Source organism: Thioalkalivibrio sp. ALMg11, assembly GCF_000377905.1.
Lineage (GTDB): Bacteria > Pseudomonadota > Gammaproteobacteria > Ectothiorhodospirales > Ectothiorhodospiraceae > Thioalkalivibrio.
In genome coordinates this window covers 271,029-292,005 of sequence record NZ_KB898871.1, presented here as the reverse complement: position 1 = coordinate 292,005, position 20,977 = coordinate 271,029, and the positions used below count along the sequence as shown (strand labels likewise).

The 20,977-nt window shown below is 64.5% G+C and carries 13 protein-coding genes; 5 read left to right on the top strand and 8 right to left on the bottom strand.

The features are described from left to right. Nucleotides 1-9: 9 nt before the first annotated feature. Nucleotides 10-375, bottom strand: coding sequence for a gamma-butyrobetaine hydroxylase-like domain-containing protein (locus D578_RS0101390; protein ID WP_018948226.1), 366 nt, complete (start codon nt 373-375; stop codon nt 10-12). Nucleotides 376-820: 445 nt separating this feature from the next. On the opposite strand from D578_RS0101390, the gene D578_RS0101385 reads away from it, so the two are divergent. From D578_RS0101385 to D578_RS0101370, 5 genes are all read left to right on the top strand, one after another. Next, on the top strand, nt 821-2,173 hold the full coding sequence (locus D578_RS0101385; protein ID WP_018948225.1) for a calcium-binding protein: 1,353 nt from the start codon (nt 821-823) through the stop codon (nt 2,171-2,173). A gap of 444 nt (nt 2,174-2,617) precedes the next feature. Continuing rightward, nucleotides 2,618-3,223, top strand: coding sequence for a hypothetical protein (locus tag D578_RS15815; RefSeq protein WP_155996741.1), 606 nt, complete (start codon nt 2,618-2,620; stop codon nt 3,221-3,223). 774 nt (nt 3,224-3,997) lie between these two features. Continuing rightward, nucleotides 3,998-7,795, top strand: a complete 3,798-nt coding sequence (locus D578_RS0101380) for a calcium-binding protein (RefSeq protein ID WP_026289112.1) — start codon at nt 3,998-4,000, stop codon at nt 7,793-7,795. A gap of 136 nt (nt 7,796-7,931) precedes the next feature. Beyond that, nucleotides 7,932-10,085 carry a type I secretion system permease/ATPase gene (locus tag D578_RS0101375; RefSeq protein WP_018948223.1) on the top strand — a complete coding sequence of 718 codons (2,154 nt, stop codon included), beginning with the start codon at nt 7,932-7,934 and terminating at the stop codon, nt 10,083-10,085. Between the two features lie 8 nt (nt 10,086-10,093). Further along, nucleotides 10,094-11,518, top strand: coding sequence for an HlyD family type I secretion periplasmic adaptor subunit (locus D578_RS0101370; RefSeq protein ID WP_018948222.1), 1,425 nt, complete (start codon nt 10,094-10,096; stop codon nt 11,516-11,518). Between the two features lie 561 nt (nt 11,519-12,079). Here the strand turns inward: D578_RS0101370 and D578_RS0101365 are convergent. The 7 genes from D578_RS0101365 to D578_RS0101335 all read right to left on the bottom strand — a co-directional run bounded on the left by D578_RS0101365 (nt 12,080) and on the right by D578_RS0101335 (nt 20,851). Then, a complete protein-coding gene (locus tag D578_RS0101365; RefSeq protein WP_018948221.1) occupies nt 12,080-12,964 on the bottom strand; it encodes a carbohydrate kinase in 885 nt (294 codons plus the stop codon). Nucleotides 12,965-12,983: 19 nt separating this feature from the next. Further along, the gene (locus D578_RS0101360) at nt 12,984-14,270 is read right to left on the bottom strand and encodes a GGDEF domain-containing protein (protein ID WP_018948220.1); all 1,287 of its coding nucleotides are present in this window, start codon (nt 14,268-14,270) and stop codon (nt 12,984-12,986) included. Nucleotides 14,271-14,360: 90 nt separating this feature from the next. Continuing rightward, a complete protein-coding gene (locus tag D578_RS0101355; protein WP_018948219.1) occupies nt 14,361-15,242 on the bottom strand; it encodes an endonuclease/exonuclease/phosphatase family protein in 882 nt (293 codons plus the stop codon). Nucleotides 15,243-15,279: 37 nt separating this feature from the next. Next, a complete protein-coding gene (locus D578_RS0101350; protein WP_018948218.1) occupies nt 15,280-16,920 on the bottom strand; it encodes an acetolactate synthase large subunit in 1,641 nt (546 codons plus the stop codon). 27 nt (nt 16,921-16,947) lie between these two features. Further along, the gene (locus D578_RS0101345) at nt 16,948-17,580 is read right to left on the bottom strand and encodes a thiol:disulfide interchange protein DsbA/DsbL (RefSeq protein WP_018948217.1); all 633 of its coding nucleotides are present in this window, start codon (nt 17,578-17,580) and stop codon (nt 16,948-16,950) included. Next, complete coding sequence (ccsB, locus tag D578_RS0101340) at nt 17,580-18,752, bottom strand: c-type cytochrome biogenesis protein CcsB (protein WP_018948216.1); 1,173 nt, start codon at nt 18,750-18,752, stop codon at nt 17,580-17,582. Before ccsB ends, D578_RS0101345 begins: the two co-directional genes overlap by 1 nt. 26 nt (nt 18,753-18,778) lie before the next feature. Continuing rightward, nucleotides 18,779-20,851, bottom strand: a complete 2,073-nt coding sequence (locus D578_RS0101335) for a cytochrome c biogenesis protein ResB (protein ID WP_018948215.1) — start codon at nt 20,849-20,851, stop codon at nt 18,779-18,781. Nucleotides 20,852-20,977 lie beyond the last annotated feature (126 nt).

Here is a 20,977-nt window from a genome sequence, read left to right as displayed (position 1 = left end):
GTGCCGTTGTCAGTGCGTCTTGCGCTCGTGCCCGGCCTCTTTCAGCCGATCCAGGTAATCCTGCCACAGACGCTCCTGCTCCGTGCCGAGCTCGTGCAGGTAGTCCCAGTCATAGATGCCGGTATCGTGGCCGTCGGAGAACACCAGCTTCACCGCATAGTTTCCGACCGGCTCGATGGCGGTGATGTTCACGTCCTCCTTGCCCACCTGCAGCACCTCCTGCCCCTTGCCGTGCCCGCGCACCTCGGCCGAGGGCGAATACACGCGCAGGAATTCGCAGGGAAGCTCGAAATGCGCGCCGTCCGAATACGATAACTCCAGCATGCGCGACTTCTGATGCAGCTGGATATCGGTGGGTCGGTGGGTACTGCTCATACGGCCTCCAGAATCCACAGTCCGGGCGCCGCCCGAACCGAATCAGCGGACCGCCAAACGGCGGCCATCAATGGACTCCGAGGATACCAGCCCTGCCTGCCGGCGTGGCATCTCCCTGCCTGCGGCAGGCCCGACTCCGACACCATCGGACAGACATTGGGCGCGCCTTGACACACGTTGAGAGCCGATTCAGAGTCCGCAACCTTGTTCATGGAAAGGGATTGTCCATGTCCTCGCCACGGATTGGCGCGACGCCCCCTCTGCAACAGCTGCACGAAACTGTCCCGGCTTTACGTCCCCGGGGCATGCATCCGTCTGTTTCGGCGGGTCACGAGCGAGCCACTCGCTGCCCGGTGTTCCGGGCCAATACGCCTATTGCGCCCCGGCTCTCTCCGGAATGCCGGACAAGTGGGGTGGCCGCACGGCTGACTCGACGGGTGATCGCATGCGGCTGATGCTGATCATCGCACTGGTCGTCCTGGCCGGCCTGGCGGGCGGGTACGCGCTATCGCCCGATGCTCGGCAAGGTGTGAGTGTGGCCGCCTCCGAGTTCTCGACGGGCTTCGCGCAAGGATTTGTGAAGGGTTTTTCCGCGACGGCAGGCCATCTGTATTCGATGGGGCGGGTCGCGGGCGATCGCCCGGAGCCGACGTCAGACGACCCTCGCCGACAGGCAGAGGCATCCTCCCGGGCGCAAGGGGGAGCCCAGAATGAGCCCGCCTCTCCCGAATCCCTCCCCGCGATCGATCTGAAGGGCTATGGGGATGTGCCGAACCTGCGACAGGCCTTGGCGCGAGACGACAGCGGGCGGCTGCGTGAACAGGTCGAGGCCTTCACGGACGAGACCGACGTGAAGGCGCGCGAGGCGCACATGGATGCCCTGCTGTTCGAGTGGGCCGGTGTTGGCGAGGTCGACCCGCAAGGGCGCGGGCCGCACATCGATGGCCGCAAGCTCGCGACACTGGAGGCGTTTCTGGCAGAGGAGTTTCGCCAGCAGGGGAGCCCGAACCCCCGCCCAGGTGGGGCGGCGGAACTGCACAAGGCCTTCGCCATCCTGAAGAACGGGATGTATGGCCAGCTGATGCGGCAGACGCACCTGGCGCCCTACTTCGATGGGATCACCTTTGCCCTGAACGCATCCGGTGCCGGCTTCGATTTCTCCGACACCACGAGCGCCCTGCAGGAAAGCTTCGAGCGTGACCCGGCTAGGGGGCTGACCGACCTGTTCGAATTCGAGCGGGCTGGCGGCGAGCGCCTGCGGGCGATGGGTTTTGATCCCTACCGCCTGATGCGTGACAGGCTGCTCGAGGCTGGAGGCGACCAGAATGTACAGGTGGCGCTGTTGGCTCTGGGCTGGGACGGGCTGCGCATGGATGGCCAGGGCACGGTGGCCCGCGAGATTGTGATGGCGCATAAGGATGACGCGACGCTGAAGGCCGGTGTCAACGGCGACTGGCTGCTCGGTGGAGATGGCGACAACACCCTGAACCCCGGGCCCGGTGACGATCTGTTGTATGGCGGCGCTGGTGACAATACCTACCGCTTTGCCCTCGGGGCAGGCCACAACACCCTGGTCGAGATGCACGGAGACCGTGGTCGGAGTGTGCTCGAACTGGCTCCGGACATCCGGTCCGAAGATCTGGAAATCCGCGTCGAGGACCACGAACTGGTACTCGCCCACCGCAACGGCGAGGACAGTATCCGCGTCCAGAACTGGTTTGGCTCCATCAACCCCGAGCGCCACCGCCTGCACGCTGTGCGCCTCGCCGACGGTCAGACCCTCGATCTTCCCGAATGACCGCCATCCCCGAGGCCTTAACGGCGGGTGTGTCTCGCGCCAAGTGTGCGTGGGTCCCGGGAACAACGTGCCGACATTTGACGGCAACCTTGACAGCGCCCCCTTCGGACGGGAGCCGCTAAAACCAACACTTATGGACAGGGGGAAACCATGACCTCGTCACGGTGCGAGTCGACTTCCATTGTGCGGGCCGCTTTCGTGGCGCTGACCCCCGAACCTGTCTCGATCCTTATACGCATGTTCGGTCCTACGGGGTCCTGGGTATCGCTCGGTGCTATTGGAGCTGGGCCGACTGGCGTTGTTTTTTGTTCGCGCGCCGCAGCCCGATCAGGTGACATTAACCATGTGGGTGCGTCGGCATAGAAGCGACTTACTTCAGGGTTGATTGATCGGCAAAAGTTGCATTGTGATCTGCAAAACCGATTTTTTAAGGAAGGCTTCGTTATGGTTAAAGATAATACTGAATGCCCCGGTCCGAAGCTGAACAAAGAACTGACATGCGCAGCATTCAAGCGCCGTAAAAATAATGAGATTGCTCTCGTGCTTGGGCTTTACCTCGGCTTGACACTTCTGTTTGTATACACTATTCCTCAAAGTGTTTTGTCCGCGGTTCCGTTCCTTCGGCGTTTGGTTGATAATCTTGGAGGGGTGGTGTCTGGCGTGGAGCGATTCGGCCAATGGTCAGCGTTTCCAGAGGTCGCTCAGTTGACCTATTCTCTGCAGATTGTTCTGATTCCGGTTCTAGTGGTATGGGGAGTTGTGTCTCTGAAAATTAAATTGAAAGAGGTTGCCAGTAAAAAAAACCTCCTCAGGGCTCTGATGGCTCTCCTTTTCTTTGGTTCGGTGGGTTTTGCACTCGTTTTCGTTGCATACCCAGCTTCACCTGACCTGGGGGGTATGTTCGGTCGGATTTCGGATAGCGCCTATGCCTCGAGATTCTGGTTTTCGGTCCACAGTTCGTGGCTTACATTTGCAGCCTCCATTTGTTTTATTTTTTTCTATATTGCCACCAGGGACCTTATTGTTGGGTCGATGAGGCGGTTGTTTTAGATAATGTTTGGCGGTGTCTGTTTCGTGCGGTGCTAGAGGTTTTCGGTCAGGGTTTCGGTGTTGTCCGGGGTGTATTTTGAGTAAGTTGTTTGTGCAAAAGGAGTGTTTGTCATGGAGGACAATAATGAATATAGCCGTAGTATATTTTCTGATGTTGATGATCATATTCGGTCGATTCAGTCCGAAACGCTGACTGGTTTCTCGACCTTTCTTGAGGAGATATCCGACCCGGCGCTGAGCGAAGCCGCCCGTGTCGAGCGGCTGGCAACCTATTATGAAGTGGAGTACAGGAGAATTTCGGAGCAAGCTCGGGTAACGGCCCAACATGCGGAGGCAATGGGGGATTCTCAGCGAGCTTCGGTGTGGCGAGCCGCTGCGGAGGAAGCCCAGGGGTGGGCAGACCGTAGAGCGTCCACCGCAGACGCCTATTGGATACAGAGTACTCACCATTCCATTGGTGCTCGTGTTAGCAGCGTATTGGGGCCGATTGGTAATGTCGTTGATGCGACAAAAATCGTTACGGACGTCGCGCGCGGCGATTGGCACGAAGCTTCGGCGAACACGAGTAGTGTCTTGCTTGGGGTGGGCTTTGCGAAGGTCGGAGCAGTAGCAGCTGGTGCATTCCTTGCCCCGGGGCTCGCACCTGTACTCGCCGCCGCAGGTGGAGCCGCGCTCGGCACCTGGCTCGCAAACGAATACGGCGGGGATCTATATAACAAAGTACGAGAGACTGCTACAGACGTTCTGGAGGAACTCGGCGGGCCTGCGGGTGTTCTGCAATCCGCCTGGGACTTTTGGGTTGGTGACTTCATTGGCGACATCCGCGATTTCTTCAACCGAGGCCAGTCGCATGCTTCTCCGATCATCCTGGATCTGGATGGCAACGGGATCTCCACGGTCGGTCTGGATGCCGGGGTGCAGTTCGATCACAACGGGGACGGGTTTGCGCAGGCCACGGGTTGGGTGGGTCCGGAGGACGCGTTGCTGGCGATGGATCAGACTGGCAACGAGGCGATCGAGGACGGGAGCGAGCTGTTCGGCAATGCCACCGAGGTGGCGGATGGCGTGACCGCCATGAACGGCTTCGAGGCGCTGGCGATCCACGACAGCAACGGCAACGGCCGCATCGATCCCGGTGACGAGGTCTGGGGTGACCTGCGGCTGTGGCAGGACGCCAATGGCAATGGCGTGGTCGACCAGGGCGAGCTGCTGACGCTGGACGAAGTCGGTATCGGCTCCATCGATCTCGGCTATTCGGACTCCACCTATGTGGACGAGCATGGCAACGAGCACCGCCAGATGGGCCGGTTCGAGTGGGCCGACGGCCGCGAGGGCGAGGCCACGGATGTCTGGTTCATCCAGGACACGGCGCACACCGAGGCGCGTGAGCGGCTGGAGGTGCCGGAAGCCATCGCTGGGCTGCCGGACCTGATGGGCTATGGCGAGGTGCACGACCTGCACCAGGCGTTGGTGCGGGATGACAGCGGGCAACTGCGCGAGCATGTCGACGCCTTCATGGCCGAGACCGACGTCAAGGCCCGCGAGGCGCGCATGGAGACGCTGCTGTACGAATGGGCTGGCGTCAGCGACGTGGACCCGGAGAGCCGGGGACGCCACATCGACGGCCGCAAGGTCGCCACGCTGGAGGCCTTCCTGGGTCAGGAGTTTCGCCAGCGTGGCAGTCCGGATCCCAGGATCATGGCCTCGGGCGAGCTGCGCGCCGGCTTCGATATCCTCAAGACGACCATGTACGGGCAGATGATGCGCCAGACGCATCTGGCGCCCTATCTCGAGGGAATGGATCTGGTCTTCGATGAAGACGGTATCCGCATCGACTTCGCCGGCACCACGGAGGCCCTAAACCAGCAGTTCGATGCCGACCCTGCCCGGGGTGTGGCCGATCTGCTGGAGTTTGAGCGCGTGGCCGGCGAACAACTCGCACCCATGGGCTTCGACGCCCACGGCCAGCTGCGCAACATGCTCGCGCAGGCCGGGGACGATCCGGCGGTGCTGGCCGCCCTGGCCGACTTCGGCTGGGACGGGGTGCGCGCCGACGGTGAAGGCACGGTGGCCCCGGAGATCGTGTTCGCCGGGAACGACGGTGCGCAGCTCACGGCTGGCTCCGGCGGCGACTGGCTGCTAGGCGGTGATGGCGATGACGTCCTGCAGGCAGGTTCGGGCAACGACATCCTGTACGGCGGTGCCGGCAACAACACCTACCGCTTCGATGTCGGCCAGGGCCACAACACCCTCGTCGAGATGCACGGCGACAACGGGCACAGCGTGCTCGAGCTGGGTCCGGAAATCCGCGCGGGCGACCTCGACATTCGCGCCGAGGGCAGTTCGCTAGTGCTGGCGCACAGCAACGGGCGTGACAGCATCACCATCGACAACTGGTTTGGCAGCGCGGATACGGAGCGCCACCGCATCAACACCCTGCGCTTCGCGGACGGCCATAGCTTCGACCTGTCCGCGCTACAGCTCGGCTCGACACAGGGCGACGAGCTGACCGCCGGGGCGGAGAACGCCATCCTGGTCGGCAATGAAGGCGAGAACACCCTGACCGGCGGCGCCGGCGACAACTGGCTGCATGGCGGCCGGGATGCGGACATCCTGGTGGGGGGCGAGGGTGACAACCTGTTCGTGGTCCGGCATCGGGACGACCAGGTCATCGCGGAAGCGAGCGACGGCACCAACACCGTGCAGTCGCATGTGTCGTTCACCCTGTCCGATAACCTCCACAACCTGACGCTGCTGGGTCGCAGCGGGATCAACGCCACCGGCAACGAGTTGGATAACGTCCTGATTGGCAACTCGGGTAGCAACCGGCTGGACGGGGTCGCGGGTGCGAACACCATGATCGGTGGCCGTGGCAACAACACCTACGTGGTGCACAGCACCGACGACGTGGTGATTGAGCAGCCGGGCGAGGGTAACGACACCGTCGAGTCTCACATCGATTACGTCCTGCCCGAGAACGTGGAGAACCTGCGGCTGCTGGGCAGCGAGGACCTCGATGGCACGGGTAACGAGCTGAACAACCGGATCATCGGCAACACTGGCGACAACGTGCTGAACGGCGTGGCGGGCGACAACTACATCGACGGCCGAGCGGGCGCGAACATCATGATGGGAGGTGTCGGCGACGACACCTACGTGGTGCGCAGCGCCGACGACGTGGTGGTCGAGCGCCCCGGCGAGGGCAATGACACCGTCAAGTCCTACATCGACTACATCCTGCCGGAGAACGTGAACAACCTGACCTTGATGGGCGGCGCGGATCTCGATGGCACGGGCAACACGCTGGACAACGTGATCAGCGGCAACACCGGCGACAACGTGCTGAACGGGGTGGAGGGCGACAACTACATCGACGGCCGCGCCGGTACCAACATCATGATCGGCGGCGCCGGCGACGACATCTACATCGTCAACAGCGAGGACGACGTGGTGATCGAGCAGTCCGGCGAGGGCCACGACACCATCCGGTCCTCGGTGACGTACGCCCTTCCCGACAATGTGGAGGACCTGATTCTCACCGGTTGGGCCGATATCGACGGGACCGGCAACGAGCTGGATAACTACATCGAGGGCAACAACGGAGACAACGTGCTCAACGGCGTGGCCGGCGCGAACGTGATGGCCGGCGGCTGGGGCGACAACACCTACATCCTCAACAGCGAGGAGGACGTGGTCATCGAAAAGCCGAACCAGGGCAACGACACGGTGATCAGCCCCTTCGACTACACCCTGCCGGACAACGTGGAGAACCTGACGCTGGTGGGCGATGCCCGGGTGGGCCGCGGCAACGACGAGGACAACGTGATCATCGGCACGGAGCGCCCCAATCATCTCTACGGCGTGAGTGGCGACAACGTGCTGATCGGGGGCGGCCGCTCCGCGAACTTCCTGTACGGGGGTGACGGGGACAACACCTATGTGGTCAGCAACCCGGGCACGAAGGTGATCGCCCAGGAAGGTGGCGGCACGGACACCGTGAAGGCGGAGACCCACTTCCGGCTGCCCGATCACGTGGAGAACCTCACCCTGACCGGGGACGGCGACTATTGGGGCCGGGGCAACGAGCTCGACAACACCCTGATCGGCAACGACGGCGATAACGTCCTGCGTGGCGAAGGCGGCGACAACTTCATCCACGGCGGTCGCGGCAGCAACGTCCTGCAAGGGGGCGCGGGTAGCGATACCTACTACTTCGAGCGCGGAGACGGGCACGACCGGACCGTCGAGCGCGCCCGCGACCCGGGGGAGGACACCCTGCTCCTGGGCGAGGATATCGCGGCGGACCAGCTCTGGTTCCGCCAGGACCGCCGTGACCTGGAGATCGGGGTCATCGGTACCGACGACCGCATCACGGTCGATGACTGGTTTGGTCGGCACGGCGAAACCCTGGACCGGGTAAAGCTCTCGAGCGGCGAGATCCTTGCGGCATCCGAGGTCAACCAACTGGTCCAGGCCATGGCCGCGTTCGACCCGCCGAGTGCGGACGAGACCCGTATCCCCGAGGCGTACCGGGAGCAGCTCCAGCCCGTGGTCGCATCCGCGTGGCAGTGATCCGGTAGCCACCCGCGGGGTCGGTCCTTCGCGGCCGCCCCGCTTTTCCAGTTCAACTCCGGCGGCCCGGTCAACCGGGCCGCCAGTTTTTGCATGTCCCCGGCAAGGACGCCGGTGACGGACCAAGCGAGGCAGCATGGATTCGCCAGGGAAGGCCACCCCGGACTCGAATGACGAGACCGGGGCTATCGACACGGGACTGACCGCGCTGGCGATGCTGGCGCAGTATCACGGCGTGCCGGCCAACCCGGCGCAGTTGCGCCACGAGTTCGCGCCGGATGGTCAGCCATTCGATTTCGATCGCATCCTGCACGGTGCGCGGCATTTGGGGCTCAAGGCCAAACGCGTCCGGACGAAACTGGCGCGGCTCGAGCACACGCCCTTGCCCGCGATCGCGCAGGCTACCGACGGGCGCTTCTTCGTGCTGGCGCGCGTCGGAGAGCAGGGCGTGCTGGTGCAGCACCCTGGCCGTGGCCAGGCGGAGCGGATGTCCTGGGAGGCGCTAGAGGAGCTGTGGTCCGGCGAGCTGGTCCTGCTCACCTCCCGTGCCTCGCTCAGGGCGGAACTGGGCAAGTTCGATTTCACCTGGTTCGTCCCGGCGCTGGTCAAGCATCGCAAGCTGCTGGGCGAGGTGATGCTTGCCTCGTTTTTCCTCCAGATCTTTGCCCTGGTCACGCCGCTGTTCTTCCAGGTGGTGATGGACAAGGTTCTGGTCCATCGCAGCCTGACCACGCTGGATGTGCTGGCGATCGGTCTGCTGGCGGTGATGGTCTTCGAGGTGGTGCTGTCCGGGCTGCGCAGTTATATCCTGGCGCACACCGCCAGCCGCATCGATGTCGAGCTCGGGGCGAGCCTGTTTCGCCACCTGATCCACCTGCCCATGGGCTATTTCGAGTCGCGCCGGGTCGGCGACTCGGTGGCGCGCGTGCGCGAGCTCGAGAACATCCGCGAGTTCCTGACCGGCAATGCGCTGACGCTGGTGCTGGACCTGTTGTTTTCGGTCGTCTTCATCGCCGTGATGCTGCTCTATAGCGGCTGGCTGACGCTAATTGTGATCGCCTCGCTCCCGCTGTACGTGCTGATCTCGGTGCTCATCACGCCACCGCTGCGGGCGCGCCTGCACGAGAAGTTCAACCGCGGTGCCGAGAACCAGGCCTTCCTGGTCGAGAGCATCAACGGCATCGACACCCTCAAGACCATGGCGGTGGAGCCGCAGACGACCAAGAAATGGGATGAGCAGCTGGCGGGCTATGTCTCGGCCGGGCTGCACACCACACGTCTGTCGACCATCGCCCGCGAGTTGATCTCGCTGGTGGGCAAGCTGGTCACGGTGGGTACGCTGTGGCTCGGGGCCCGGCTGGTCATCGAGGGGGACCTGACCGTCGGCCAGCTGATCGCCTTCAACATGCTGGCGGCCCGCGTGGCGCAACCCATCATGCGGCTGGCCAATATGTGGACCGACTTCCAGCAGGTGGGGATCTCCATGCAGCGTCTTGGCGACATCCTCAACGCGCCGACCGAGTCCTCGTTCGCCAACCGCAGCAACCTGCCGCGTCTGGAGGGACGGATCGAGTTCGATCAGGTGCATTTCCGCTACCGGCCCGACGGCCCCGAGGTGCTGCGCGGGCTCAGCCTGGAGATCCCGCCCGGCCAGGTCCTGGGCGTGGTGGGCCGCTCCGGCTCGGGCAAGAGCACATTGGCCAAGTTGATGGCGCGGATGTACGTCCCCGAGCGCGGGCGCGTGCTGGTGGACGGGACCGACCTGGCAGTGGCCGAGATCAGCTCGTTGCGCCGCCAGATCGGGCTGGTGCAACAGGAGAACATGCTCTTCAATCGCTCGATCCGCGAGAACATCGCCCTGGCTAGTCCGGGCGCATCGCTGGAGCAGGTGATGACCGCCGCCCGCCAGGCAGGCGCGCATGACTTCATCCTGGAAACGCCCGAGGGATACGACACGACCGTGGGTGAGCACGGCTCCAGCCTCTCCGGCGGGCAGCGCCAGCGCATCGCGATTGCCCGGGCGCTGATGAACGACCCTCGCATCCTGATCTTCGACGAGGCCACGAGCGCGCTGGACTACGAGTCGGAGCGGATCATCCAGCAGAACATGCAGCACATTGCGCGCGGGCGCACGGTCATCATCATTGCCCACCGCCTGAGCGCAGTACGCCGCAGCGATCGCATCATCGCCATGGAACACGGCCAGATCATCGAGTCCGGGAGCCATGACGAACTGGCGGGGCGCGAGGAAGGCTTTTATGCGGGTCTGCTGCGCATGCAGCGGGAGTGAGGGACGGCATGGGCATTCTGCGCAAGGCCTGGGGTGACCTGGGAGGACGCTATCGACGGGTATTCGCCCGTGCCTGGGCGCGGCGGCGGGAAATGGATCCGCCGCGGCGCCAGCCACATGAGCACGAGTTCATGCCCGCGGCCCTGTCCCTCCAGGAGACCCCTGTGCATCCACTGCCCCGGGTGATCGTCGGCGCCATCCTGTTGCTGGCGGTGCTCGCGCTGATCTGGGCGACGTTGGGGCGCATGGACATCGTGGCGGTTGCCGAGGGCCGGGTGGTACCGGACGGGCGCACCCAGACGATCCAGGCTACCGAGACGGCCAGCGTGCATGCCATCCATGTGCGCGACGGTCAGCGCGTGAAGGCGGGAGAGATCCTGGTCGAGCTGGATCCGACCCTGCCCGGGGCCGATCTGGAGCGCCTGGGAATTGAGTATCGTTCCGCGCGACTCACCGCCGCGCGGTCGGAGGCCTTTCTCGAAGTCCTGGAGGCGGAGGAAGGAATCCCGCTTCTCAACACCGGCTACCCGGTCCCGGAAGATGCAAGGCGGCTCGAGGAGCGCGTGCTGGTCGGGCATGTCCACCACTACCGTGCACGGATCCAGCAACTCCAGGCGGAAACGGCCCGTCGTCAGCAGGAGCTGGAGGCGACCCGGGCGATGGTGATTAGCCTGGAAAGTACCCTGCCCATCATCCGCCGTCGCAGCGAGGATTTTCGCCAGTTATCCGACCAGGGGTTGGCTGCGGCGCACGAGCAACTGGAGCTGGAACAGAACTACATCGAGACGACGCACCAACTGACCGCTCAGCGCGCGCGCCTGGCCGAGGCGGAAGCCGCGCTGCACGAAGTCCGGGAGCAACGTGAGGCCTTGCGCGCGGAGAGTCGTCGCGAGGCGCTGGACACCCTGCACCGGGCGCGCGCGGACGCCGAGTCGCTGCGCCAGGAGCTGATCAAGGCGCGCCGTCTGGACGAGCTGACCCGCCTGCGGGCCCCGGTGGATGGCACGGTCGAGCAACTGGCCGTGCACACGGTGGGCGGTGTCGTGGAGCCGGCCCGTCCGTTAATGGTCGTGGTCCCCGAGGATGGCGCAGTGGAGGTCGAGGCCACCCTGCCCAACAAGGACATCGGCTTTGTCCGGGCTGGCCAGGAGGCCGAGGTCAAGCTGCAGACGTTCCCTTATACCAAGTACGGAACCATCGATGGTGTGGTGACGGACGTCTCGCAGGATGCGGTGCAGGATGAACAACAGGGACTTGTCTTCGTGGTGCGTGTCCGCCTGGAGCAGGACACCGTGGATGTCCACGGCGAGGCGGTGCGCATCGCGCCGGGCATGATGGCAACGGTCGAGATCAAGATTGGCTACCGCCGGATCATCGAGTACTTCCTCGCGCCGTTGCTGCGCGCCGCCAACGAGAGCCTGGGGGAGCGCTAGGGAGACGCTGATTGAATCGCGCGCTCGCGTTGGTGCCCCCTGTTTTCCGAGACAAGGCGCGTCGTGCAGCGGGTAGTGGTTCTACCCGCAAGCGGCGCAACGAAGGATCGGGGAACAGGGGGCACCAACCCGACAAGTGATTGAAAGAGCGGGCTCGGCCGCTTTTGCGCGCGCACGGCGTTGCGGCTCCCTTGTGCAGAATGACTGCACGGCAGTCACCGCGCCTTGTTCGCACGCAAAAGCGACTCGAGCGCGAGCGCGCGATTCAATCAGCGTCTCCCTAGGCGATAGGGCGGCATCGCATGATGTAGACGTCCATGTTTGAGTCGGTCTGCGCACTGACCGGGCACGGTTAATGATCTGTCACCGCGTTGTATGGGCGAGCTGCAAATCGATCAGCGTCCCATTGGGTTAGTCGCGGCGTTGTAGTGCCCCCAAGCGGTACATGCTCGGCTTGGCTCTCATCGCTGCCCATTGTCGCGAGGATGGGCTGAGCCCCTTTCTGGAGTCAGATTGCCGCCGGGTTTTTGTGCGCGGGGCATTGTTTGTGCGAGGGAGCGATTAGCTCCAGGTGGTGCGGGCGCGGTGGTAGAAGTCGGGATCTTCGCTGGTGGCTCCCTGCAGGGTGCAGACGGCGGCGGCGAACTGGAGGGCGCGGTCCAGGGTCGTCGTCCAGGGCCAGTCGTTTTGTAGGCCGATGATGGCGACGCTGGCGAAGGCGTCGCCGGCGCCCACGGCATCACGGAAGCCGTCGACGGTTGGGGCCGGGGCCTGCCAGTGCTGGCCATCGGTGGTGTGGATGGCAGCGCCGTCGGCGCCGTGGGTGATGATCAGGGCGGAGCGGATCGCGGCGCGCTCCAGGAGCGCCGCCGGGCGCTCCGGTGCGGCAACGTCCGGGGCCAGCGTGGCCGCCTCGTCGGTGTTCAGCTTGACCACGTCGGCGCCGCGCATCAGCGCGAGGACGTCGTCTGGCTGGTACCACGGTGCGCGCAGGTTCACGTCGACGAAACGATGTTGTGCGCGGGCCTGCAGCCGTTCCAGTAGCTCGCGGTTGTCGGCGCGCAGGGCGAGCGTGCCGTGATAGAGGAGGCCGGCGGTGTCCGGCAGCTGGTCCGCCCATTCCGCCGGTACGGCGTCATAGGCCTGGTCGGGGACGATGGTGTAGGTCGGTTCGCCGTCTTTCAGGGCGATGCGGACCTGCCCGGTGGGGGCCGCGGGATGTTGGTACAGCCCGCGGGTGTCCATCCCGATGCGGTCCATGCGTTCGCGGATGCTGCGGCCGTCCGCGTCGTTCCCCACGCCACCCACGAAACAGGCGGCCTCGCCTAGCTGGCGTAGATTCCAGGCGACGTTGAAGGGTGCGCCGCCAAGGACGCGTGTGCCGTCGGGGAAGCAATCGAACAGGACTTCGCCGAAGATCAGGTGGGGTTGGGGCGTGCCGTTCATGGGTTCCCTCGGCAGTGGATCAGTCGCCGGCCCGCTCGATGCGGTCACGGCCTCGCTTTTTCGCCTGCAGCAGCGCGTGGTCGGCGGCGTCGAATATCGCCTCCGGGGCGGCGGCGGGGTCGATTTCGGCCAGCCCGGCGGAGATGGTGACCTTCAGGCGCGTCTTGCCGGAGCGCACGATCAGGCGGTCCACGGCGTCGCGGATGGTATTGGCCTGGCTGTATGCGGCGTTGGGTTCGCGATGGATGATCATCACGAATTCCTCCCCGCCATAGCGCGCGACGAAATCCGGCTCCCGGACGCCCTCGGCCAGGATCTCCGCGACCGCTCGCAGGACCTTGTCGCCGGCGGTGTGGCCGTACTCGTCATTGATGGTCTTGAAGTGGTCGATGTCCCAGACCAGCAGTGAGGCCCCACCGGATTTCTCGAGTTCCGCGGGGAGCTGTTCCAGCCGCTGTTCGAAGGCCATTCGATTGGGCAGTCCGGTCAGGCTGTCGCGAGTGGCTTCGGCGCGGGCCTGCTCCAGACGGTCGCGTAGCGCTTGCACCTGACCCTCCAGGCTGCGGCCCTTGGAGCGCAGGACGCGGTTACGCTCCAGCGCCACCTGCAGTTCGTCTTCCTGCTCGTCCCGAAACGTGGTGACGCGCTCCACCATGCGGTCGAGACCGCGGGTCACCTCGGTGCGCAGTGTGGCGAGGTCCTCGACGTCGACCACCCGGCCCTTGATGTGTTCGACGTCCCCGGAGATCCCCGCGTGCAGATCGGAGACCGATTCGCGGGCGCGCTGGCCGCGCGCCTCGTCTTCGGACAGGGCGGTATCCACGTCTCCCAGACGGTGCCAGATCTCGCCGACCACCTCGGTGAGTTCCTCGCGCTCGGTCATCGCCTGCTCGCACTTGTCGTGCATCACCGAGAACAGGCGTGCGAGGGTGCGCTCGATCTCTGCCTTGTCGCGGCGATCGGCGGCCCGGGTGAGGGCCTCCAGCTCGGGGTCGAGGAATTCGAAGCCGTGCAGGCCACGCTGGACGACCGCGAGGATACCGTCGGCCAGGTCCTCCCGCTGATCGCTGGATCGCACGGCGTCGGCCAGCTGGCCGCTCAGGCGATCCAGCCAGGCGGTGTCGCCGGGGTCGGATTCGATGGCGCGGGTCAGGTCGCGCACGGCGCCTTCCAGCGCCGGCACCTTCGCGGAGACCACCGCGAGCGCCCTGAGGGCCACCCGACGGATCGCGTCTTGCAGGGCTCGCTCCCGGTCCAGCGAGCGCTCGAGCTCGATAATGGTCTTGCGCAGATCGCTGTCGGACATTGGGGGGCCCATAAGGAAAGTGGGACTATTTAACCGTGGAACCGCCGCGGATGCTACCGCCTGCGGCCAGTAATCAGCGTTCCCCAGGGGTCAGTGCTGCGGATCGTGCAGGGCCTGGCGCTGCGGCAGTTCGATTTCGATCCCGACCGGCAGGTGGTCGGAGAGCGCCACGTTGTAGACGCGCACGTCGCTCACGTGCAGGTTGGGGGTCAGCAGGATGTGGTCAAAGACCAGGCGTGGGTCCCAGGCGGGATAGGTCGCGGGGCAGGCCATGGGCTCCATCAATCCGGTGCGCGCGACCAGCTGCCGCAGTTCTTCGCTGTCCTGCTGGCAGTTGAGGTCGCCCATCACGATGGCATGTGGCAGGTCGTGGATGCGCTCGGCCACGTAGGCCAGTTGCGATTTCCGGGTCCGCTTACCCAGCGCCAGGTGCAGCAAGAACAGCACCAGCTCTTCGCCGTCGCCCATCGCGTAACGCGCCTCGATGGCGCCGCGCCCGGGCAGTGCGCCGGGCAGGCGGTGCATCTCGACCCGGTCGGGCTCCAGGCGCGAGAACAGGGCGATGGAGTGCTTGGCGAACTGGCCTAGATCGCGGTTAATGCGGTTATAGGTGTACGGGAAATGCGCCCGTTCGGAAAGATAGGACGCAAGATCGACGAAGTTGCTGCGCAGGCTGCCCCCGTCCAGCTCCTGCACGCCGACGATGTCGAACTCGGAGATGAAGCGCGCCACCCGATCAAGGTTGTCCATGCGCCCGCCATAGGGGAGCACGTGTTTCCAGCTGTTGGTCAGGTAGTGATGCAGCCGGGAGGAATGGATGCCGACCTGGGCGTTGAAGCTCAAAAGACGCAGGCGCTGGCTGTCGGGCTCACGTTGATACGACAGCCTTGCCGGGGTGGGGGCTTCCGGTTGCTCCACGTCCTCGGGCCCGGTGCGCACGGCACGATCGTGGCCGTTCGCGATTGAGGTCATCGCGGGTCGTCTCCTGCTGGCGGGGAAGTCCGCGTTGTCAGAATGGACAAACCAGCTCGCCCAAACGTTCCGTCAGCTTCATGTTCTCGCTGTAGTCGACCGGGCAGTCGATGATTGTTACGCCGGGTGTTACCAGGGCCTCGCGCAGCGCCATCTCCAGGCTGTCGCCGGGTTCGATGCGCACGCCGTGCGCCCCGAACGACTGCGCCAGCTGCACGAAGTCCGGATTGCCGAACTCGACGAAGGCCTTGCGGCCATATTCGCGTACCTGCTTCCACTCGATCAGGCCGTAGGCGTTGTCGTTCCAGATCAGGACGACGAAGTTGAGGCCCAGGCGCACGGCGGTTTCCAGTTCCTGCACGTTCATCAGGAAGCCGGCATCGCCGGTGACCGCGACCACCTGGCGTTCGGGATGGAGCTTTGCGGCGGCAATGGCGCCCGGGAGCGCGATCCCCATGCTGGCAAAGCCATTGGAGATCAGGCAGGTGTTGGGCAGCTCGCAGCGGAACATACGCGCCATCCAGAGCTTGTGCGCACCCACATCGGTGATCATGATCGCGTCGAGGTCGGCGGCGGTGCGCAGGTCCCAGATCAGCTTTTGCGGCTTGAGCGGCACCTGGGTGTCGTCGCGGTGCTCGTTCATGTCGTCGATCAGGCGCTGACGTAGCGGGCGCAGGATCGTCTCGTCGCGCGGACTGACCTGTTCCGCCAGGCGGTGCAGGCAGGTCGTAAGATCGCCCAGGACCTCGGCGGTCACATTGTAGTGACCGTCGATCTCGGCCGGCGCAGAGTCGATATGGATCAGCGTGCGGTCGCCATCAGGGTGCCAGAAGCTGGGCGGGTATTCGACCAGGTCGTAGCCGATGCAGACGATCACATCGGCCTTGTGGAAGCCGAAGTTCACGAAGTCCTGGCTTTGCAGGCCGACCGAACCCAGTGCCAGTGGATGGCGGAACGGCAGTACGCCCTTGGCCATGAAGGTGTTGGCGACCGGAATGTTCAGGGCGCTGGCGAGCATGGCCAGGGCGCCGCTGGCGCCGGAACGGATCACGCCGTTCCCGGCCAGGATCAGCGGGTGCCGGGCCTCGTTCAGCAGGCGCGCAGCCGCCTCCAGGGAGGCTTCGGCCGGCACGGCGGCCGGGCCGGCATGCACCGGCAGGGGCGGATTCGGGCACGGCAGAGCGGCGATGTTCTCCGGCAGCTCGATGAAGCTGGCACCGGGCTTGCCGCCTTCGGCCCACTTGAAGGCCTTGCGGATCACCTCGGGCAGGATCTCGGGCTCCAGCACCTGTGAGCTGTACTTGGTGATCGGCTGGAACAGGCCCTTGAGGTCGAGGACCTGGTGCGATTCCTTGTGCAGCCGATGGGTGCTGGCCTGGCCGGCAATCGCGACCAGGGGGGCGTGATCCATGTTGGCGTCGGCGACGCCGGTGATCAGGTTGGTGGCACCGGGCCCCAGGGTCGCCAGACAAACGCCCGCCTTGCCGGACAGCCGGCCGTGGACGTCGGCCATGAAGGCCGCGCCCTGCTCGTGGCGCGTGGTGACGAACTCGATGGGGGAATCGGCCAGGGCGTCGAGAACTGCCATGTTCTCCTCGCCGGGGAGGCCGAAGATGCGTTCAACGCCCTCTTGCTCGAGGCACTCGACCAGACGCTGGGCGGTGGTCGGATCGCTCATGGCCGAACCCGCCGGACTGGGCCCGCGTTAGCCGCGGGCACGTTCGATCAGGTAGTCGGCAACCTCCAGCATTTCGTCGTGCCCGCCGGCCATGCTGGCGGAGACGATGGCCTCGCCATTGATGACCAGGGTAGGCACGCCACTCACGCCGTAGTCCTGCACCGTCTCGGTGGCCTCGACGATCCGTCGGCGAATCGCCTCGGAGCGCATGGTTTCGCGGAACTCGTCGGCGTCCAGCCCGCGCTGGTTGATAAAGCGCAGGATCGCGCTCTCGGAGCGCAACTGGCGGCCCTGGTCGTGGATCGCGTCGTAGAACGCCTGATGGACGTCGTCCAGCACGCCCAGCTTCTCGGCGGTGTAGTACACCCGGGCGTGCAGCGCCCAGACGTCGTTCATCGGCGCCGGGAGGTATTCGAACTGCACGTCGTCGGCCAGGCCAGGCTTCCATGCCTGGACCTTGGGCTCGAAGGCGTAGCAGTGCGGACAGCCGTACCAGAAGATCTCGACCACCTGGATCTTGCCTTCTTCCAGGCCGGTATCGAGCGGCGGCTGGATGGCCTGGTAATGCTGGCCCTCGCGGTATTCGGCGGCGAGGCTGGAGCCCGTGGCCAACAGTAGCCCGGCACCGCCCAGCGCGCCCATGAATTCACGACGCTTCATTACAGTTCTCCGTAGGAGTGGAGGCCGGACAGGAACATGTTCACGCCCAGGAAGGTGAAGGTGGTGACGAACAGGCCGATGATCGCCCACCAGGCCATGACCGGACCGCGCCAGCCCTTGGTAAAGCGCATGTGCAGCCAGGCCGCGTAGGTCAGCCACAGGATCAGGCTCCAGGTCTCCTTCGGATCCCAGGTCCAGTAGCCGCCCCAGGCCTCGGCGGCCCACATCGCGCCGAGCACGGTGGCGATGGTGAAGAAGGCGAAGCCGATTGCGATGGCCTTGTACATCACGCTATCCAGCGCTTCCTTGCTGGGAATGCGCTGGGTGATGGCGGCGTCCGGGCGGGTCCGTTCCAGACGGTGCTTGATCAGGTAGGCCACGCCCAGCATGGCGGCGATGGCAAAGCCGCCGTAACCAACGAAGTTGGTGGGCACGTGGATCTTCATCCACCAGCTGTTAAGCGCCGGGACCAGGGGTTCGATCTCCTGCGCGCCGCGGCTGAACATGTACCACAGCAGGAAGGTGACCGACGCGGCGATAACCAGCATCACGAACGCACCCATGGTGCGCTGGCCGGTGCGGCTCTCGTAGTACAGGTACATCAGGGTGGTCATGGCGGCCAGCAGGATGAACACCTCGTAGAGGTTGGCCACCGGGATGTAGCCCCAGGTCGGGTCGGTCAGGTAGATCTCGCGCCAGCGCACCAGCAGGGCCATCAAGCCGGCGCCGGCGCCGATCCAGGCAAAAGCCCCGCCGACGCGGGTGGGGAAGTCGGAGCGGCTGAACAGGCCCGTGACGTAGGCGACTGTGGACAGGTACAGGAAGACGCTCATCCACATGACACCGGCCTGACCGGAACCGACGTAGTTCAGCCAGAAGTTGGTGCTGCCGCGGGCGAGATCATCGGCGTATAACCAGATCCCGAACAGTGCGAGTACGCCCACGATGATCGAGAAGGCCTGCCATGGGCGCCAGAACCAGCCCATCCAGGCGCTGAGACCCACGGCCAGGATCAGGCCGCCGGTGTCGTAGCGGTCCATCATGTGGCCGTACTGCCAGAAGGCAATTACGCCGACCGCGATGGTCAGGGCGATATACGCCCAGTCGCGCAGCTGAATGCGCCGGAAGATGCCGGGCCGTTCGAAATCCAGGGCCTCGTGGGGTACTGACATGGATCGCTCCTCCGACTGTTTAACTTCTAGTCGTTCTTGTTGTTTGATTCACGGGTGCTGTCATCGGCGTTGCCGACTGGCTTCTGATCGATGATCCAGCGCTTAAGATGCGCGAAATGTTCCTCGAATTCCACTTGATGGCGGTTGCTGGTGCCGGCCAACACCACGTGGGTGCCTTCGCCATCCTCGCGCCGCCGCGCCATGATCCACAGGCGCTGATAGGACACGTAGAACAGCAGGAAGATCCCGATGATCAGCATGGTGCTGCCAACGTACACCGTGCTCTGGCCTGGTGCCCGGGCAATCTGCAGGCCCGAGGCCTCGCGGTGCTCGAAATCCTTCAGGTGGAAGAAGAACGGCGACTGATACAGGCTGATCGCGTTGATCGCCGAGATCGTGTCCTCCAGGAAGCGCTGCTCCTCTTCCTGGATCGAGACCACACCCTCGTCCTGCAGGACCTCCATGTAAAGCCCCTGGAGGCCGGCGTGAAGGATGCGGACCATCAGGTCGCGTACTTCCTCGATGCGTTCTGCCGGTACGCGGCTTTCGATCTCGTTGTGCACGGCCATGTAGCCACCCTGGGCAAACAGGCCCATCAGTTCGGCCGCGGTTTGCGCAATCGCCTGGTTCTGCGACCCCTCGACAGTGTCGTCGTCACGGGCCACCTGGCGGGCGATCTCGTTACGCACCTCCGGGTTGTGCAGCATGGCCAGATAGGTGCGGAAACGTTCCAGCGAGTTGTCGGCGTCGGCCGGCAGGAACAGGTAATGGAACTCGTCGGCGGGGCTCTCGCGCACGCCGCTCAGGAAATACATCGCCCCTTCCTGCAGGGCCGGGCGCTGGTAGTTGCGGTAGTACAGGCCATGGCCGGTCCGATCCATCAGGCGGAAGTCGAAGCTCGGGCCCATATGCCGGTTTTCACGCACGCCGTCTTCATCCAGGAGCGGGACCACGTTCTCCAGCTGGAAATTGATGAATTCGATGGTGCGGGTATCGCCATCCGGGGTCGGGATGTCCACCTCCTGGAATACGCGGCCGGGGACTTCGAGCTCTTGCAGCGCCTCGGCACCCAGCGGGATGGCGTCGATGTCCAGTCGGGTGCCGCCGTCGGCAAAACTGGCCTGGAAGATGGCGTAGCCGTTGTAGATCAACGGATAGTTGACCGAGATCGTATGCCGTAGCGGTTCGTCGCGGTCCGGATCATGGATGATCAGGTCCGATTCGTAGGAACTCTCGGCGCCGGTGGAGAAGCGCTCAATGCGGAACTCCTCCAATTCGATGCGGAACGGCAGTTCCTGGACGAAATAGCCGTCCCGCATCGGCAGGAAGACCACGTTGGCCGAGGCGCCCTCGGGGATCTCCACCGAACCGCGGAAGGATGGGTTCCAGTCCGGGATCCAGGCCGAGCGCGGGACCTCGGAGATCGGCACGCTGCGGGTCTCGATCTCCAGGTTCCCCAGCCACTCGTTGATCTTGAGCAGGGTCGTGCCGTCGGCCAGGGCGCCGACACAGATCACGACAATGCCAACGTGGGTCAGCAGATAGCCCAGGCGATTCCAGCGGCCGCGCATTGCCGCAATGACGGTCTGGCCGTCGGTGCTCTTCTCGCGGGCCCGGAACCCCTGGGCCTTGAGTACGCGGTGGGCATGCTGCAGGAATTCATCCTGCGGTTGATCCAGGTCCGCCTCGGCGCTGGCATTGAACGAGCGCAGCGACTTTTCCTTGACCTGTGTGTTGTAGCGGCGCAGATCCTTGATCAATCCAGGGGTCTGGCGGTAGACGCAGAATGACGTGGAGATCACCAGGAAGGCGACGACCAGGAGGAACCAGGTGGCCGAATAGACCTGGTACAGCCCCATTCCGGCAAAGATCTCGTGCCAGAACGGACCGTAGTCCATCAGGTACTCGGTATAGGGTTCGTTCTGTACCAGGACAGTGCCGATGACCGACGCAATCGCGAGCGCCACCAACAAGGTGATCGCGAGGGTCATCGAGCCCATGAAATCCACAAGGATGCGGCTACGCCGCGGCTTGCGGGCGGCTTTCTGGCGAGATGCGGGGGACGGGCCGGCGTCTGCGGCCTGATCGATATTCGACATTTTGAAACCTGCTTTAACCCTGGCGACTATGCGAAGCAACCCGAGGGGGTTCAATTTCCAAGACAAACTGCACGGGCGTTCCGCGAGCACTGGGTGGACCGATGGCGTGCCGATGAGTTCGGTCGT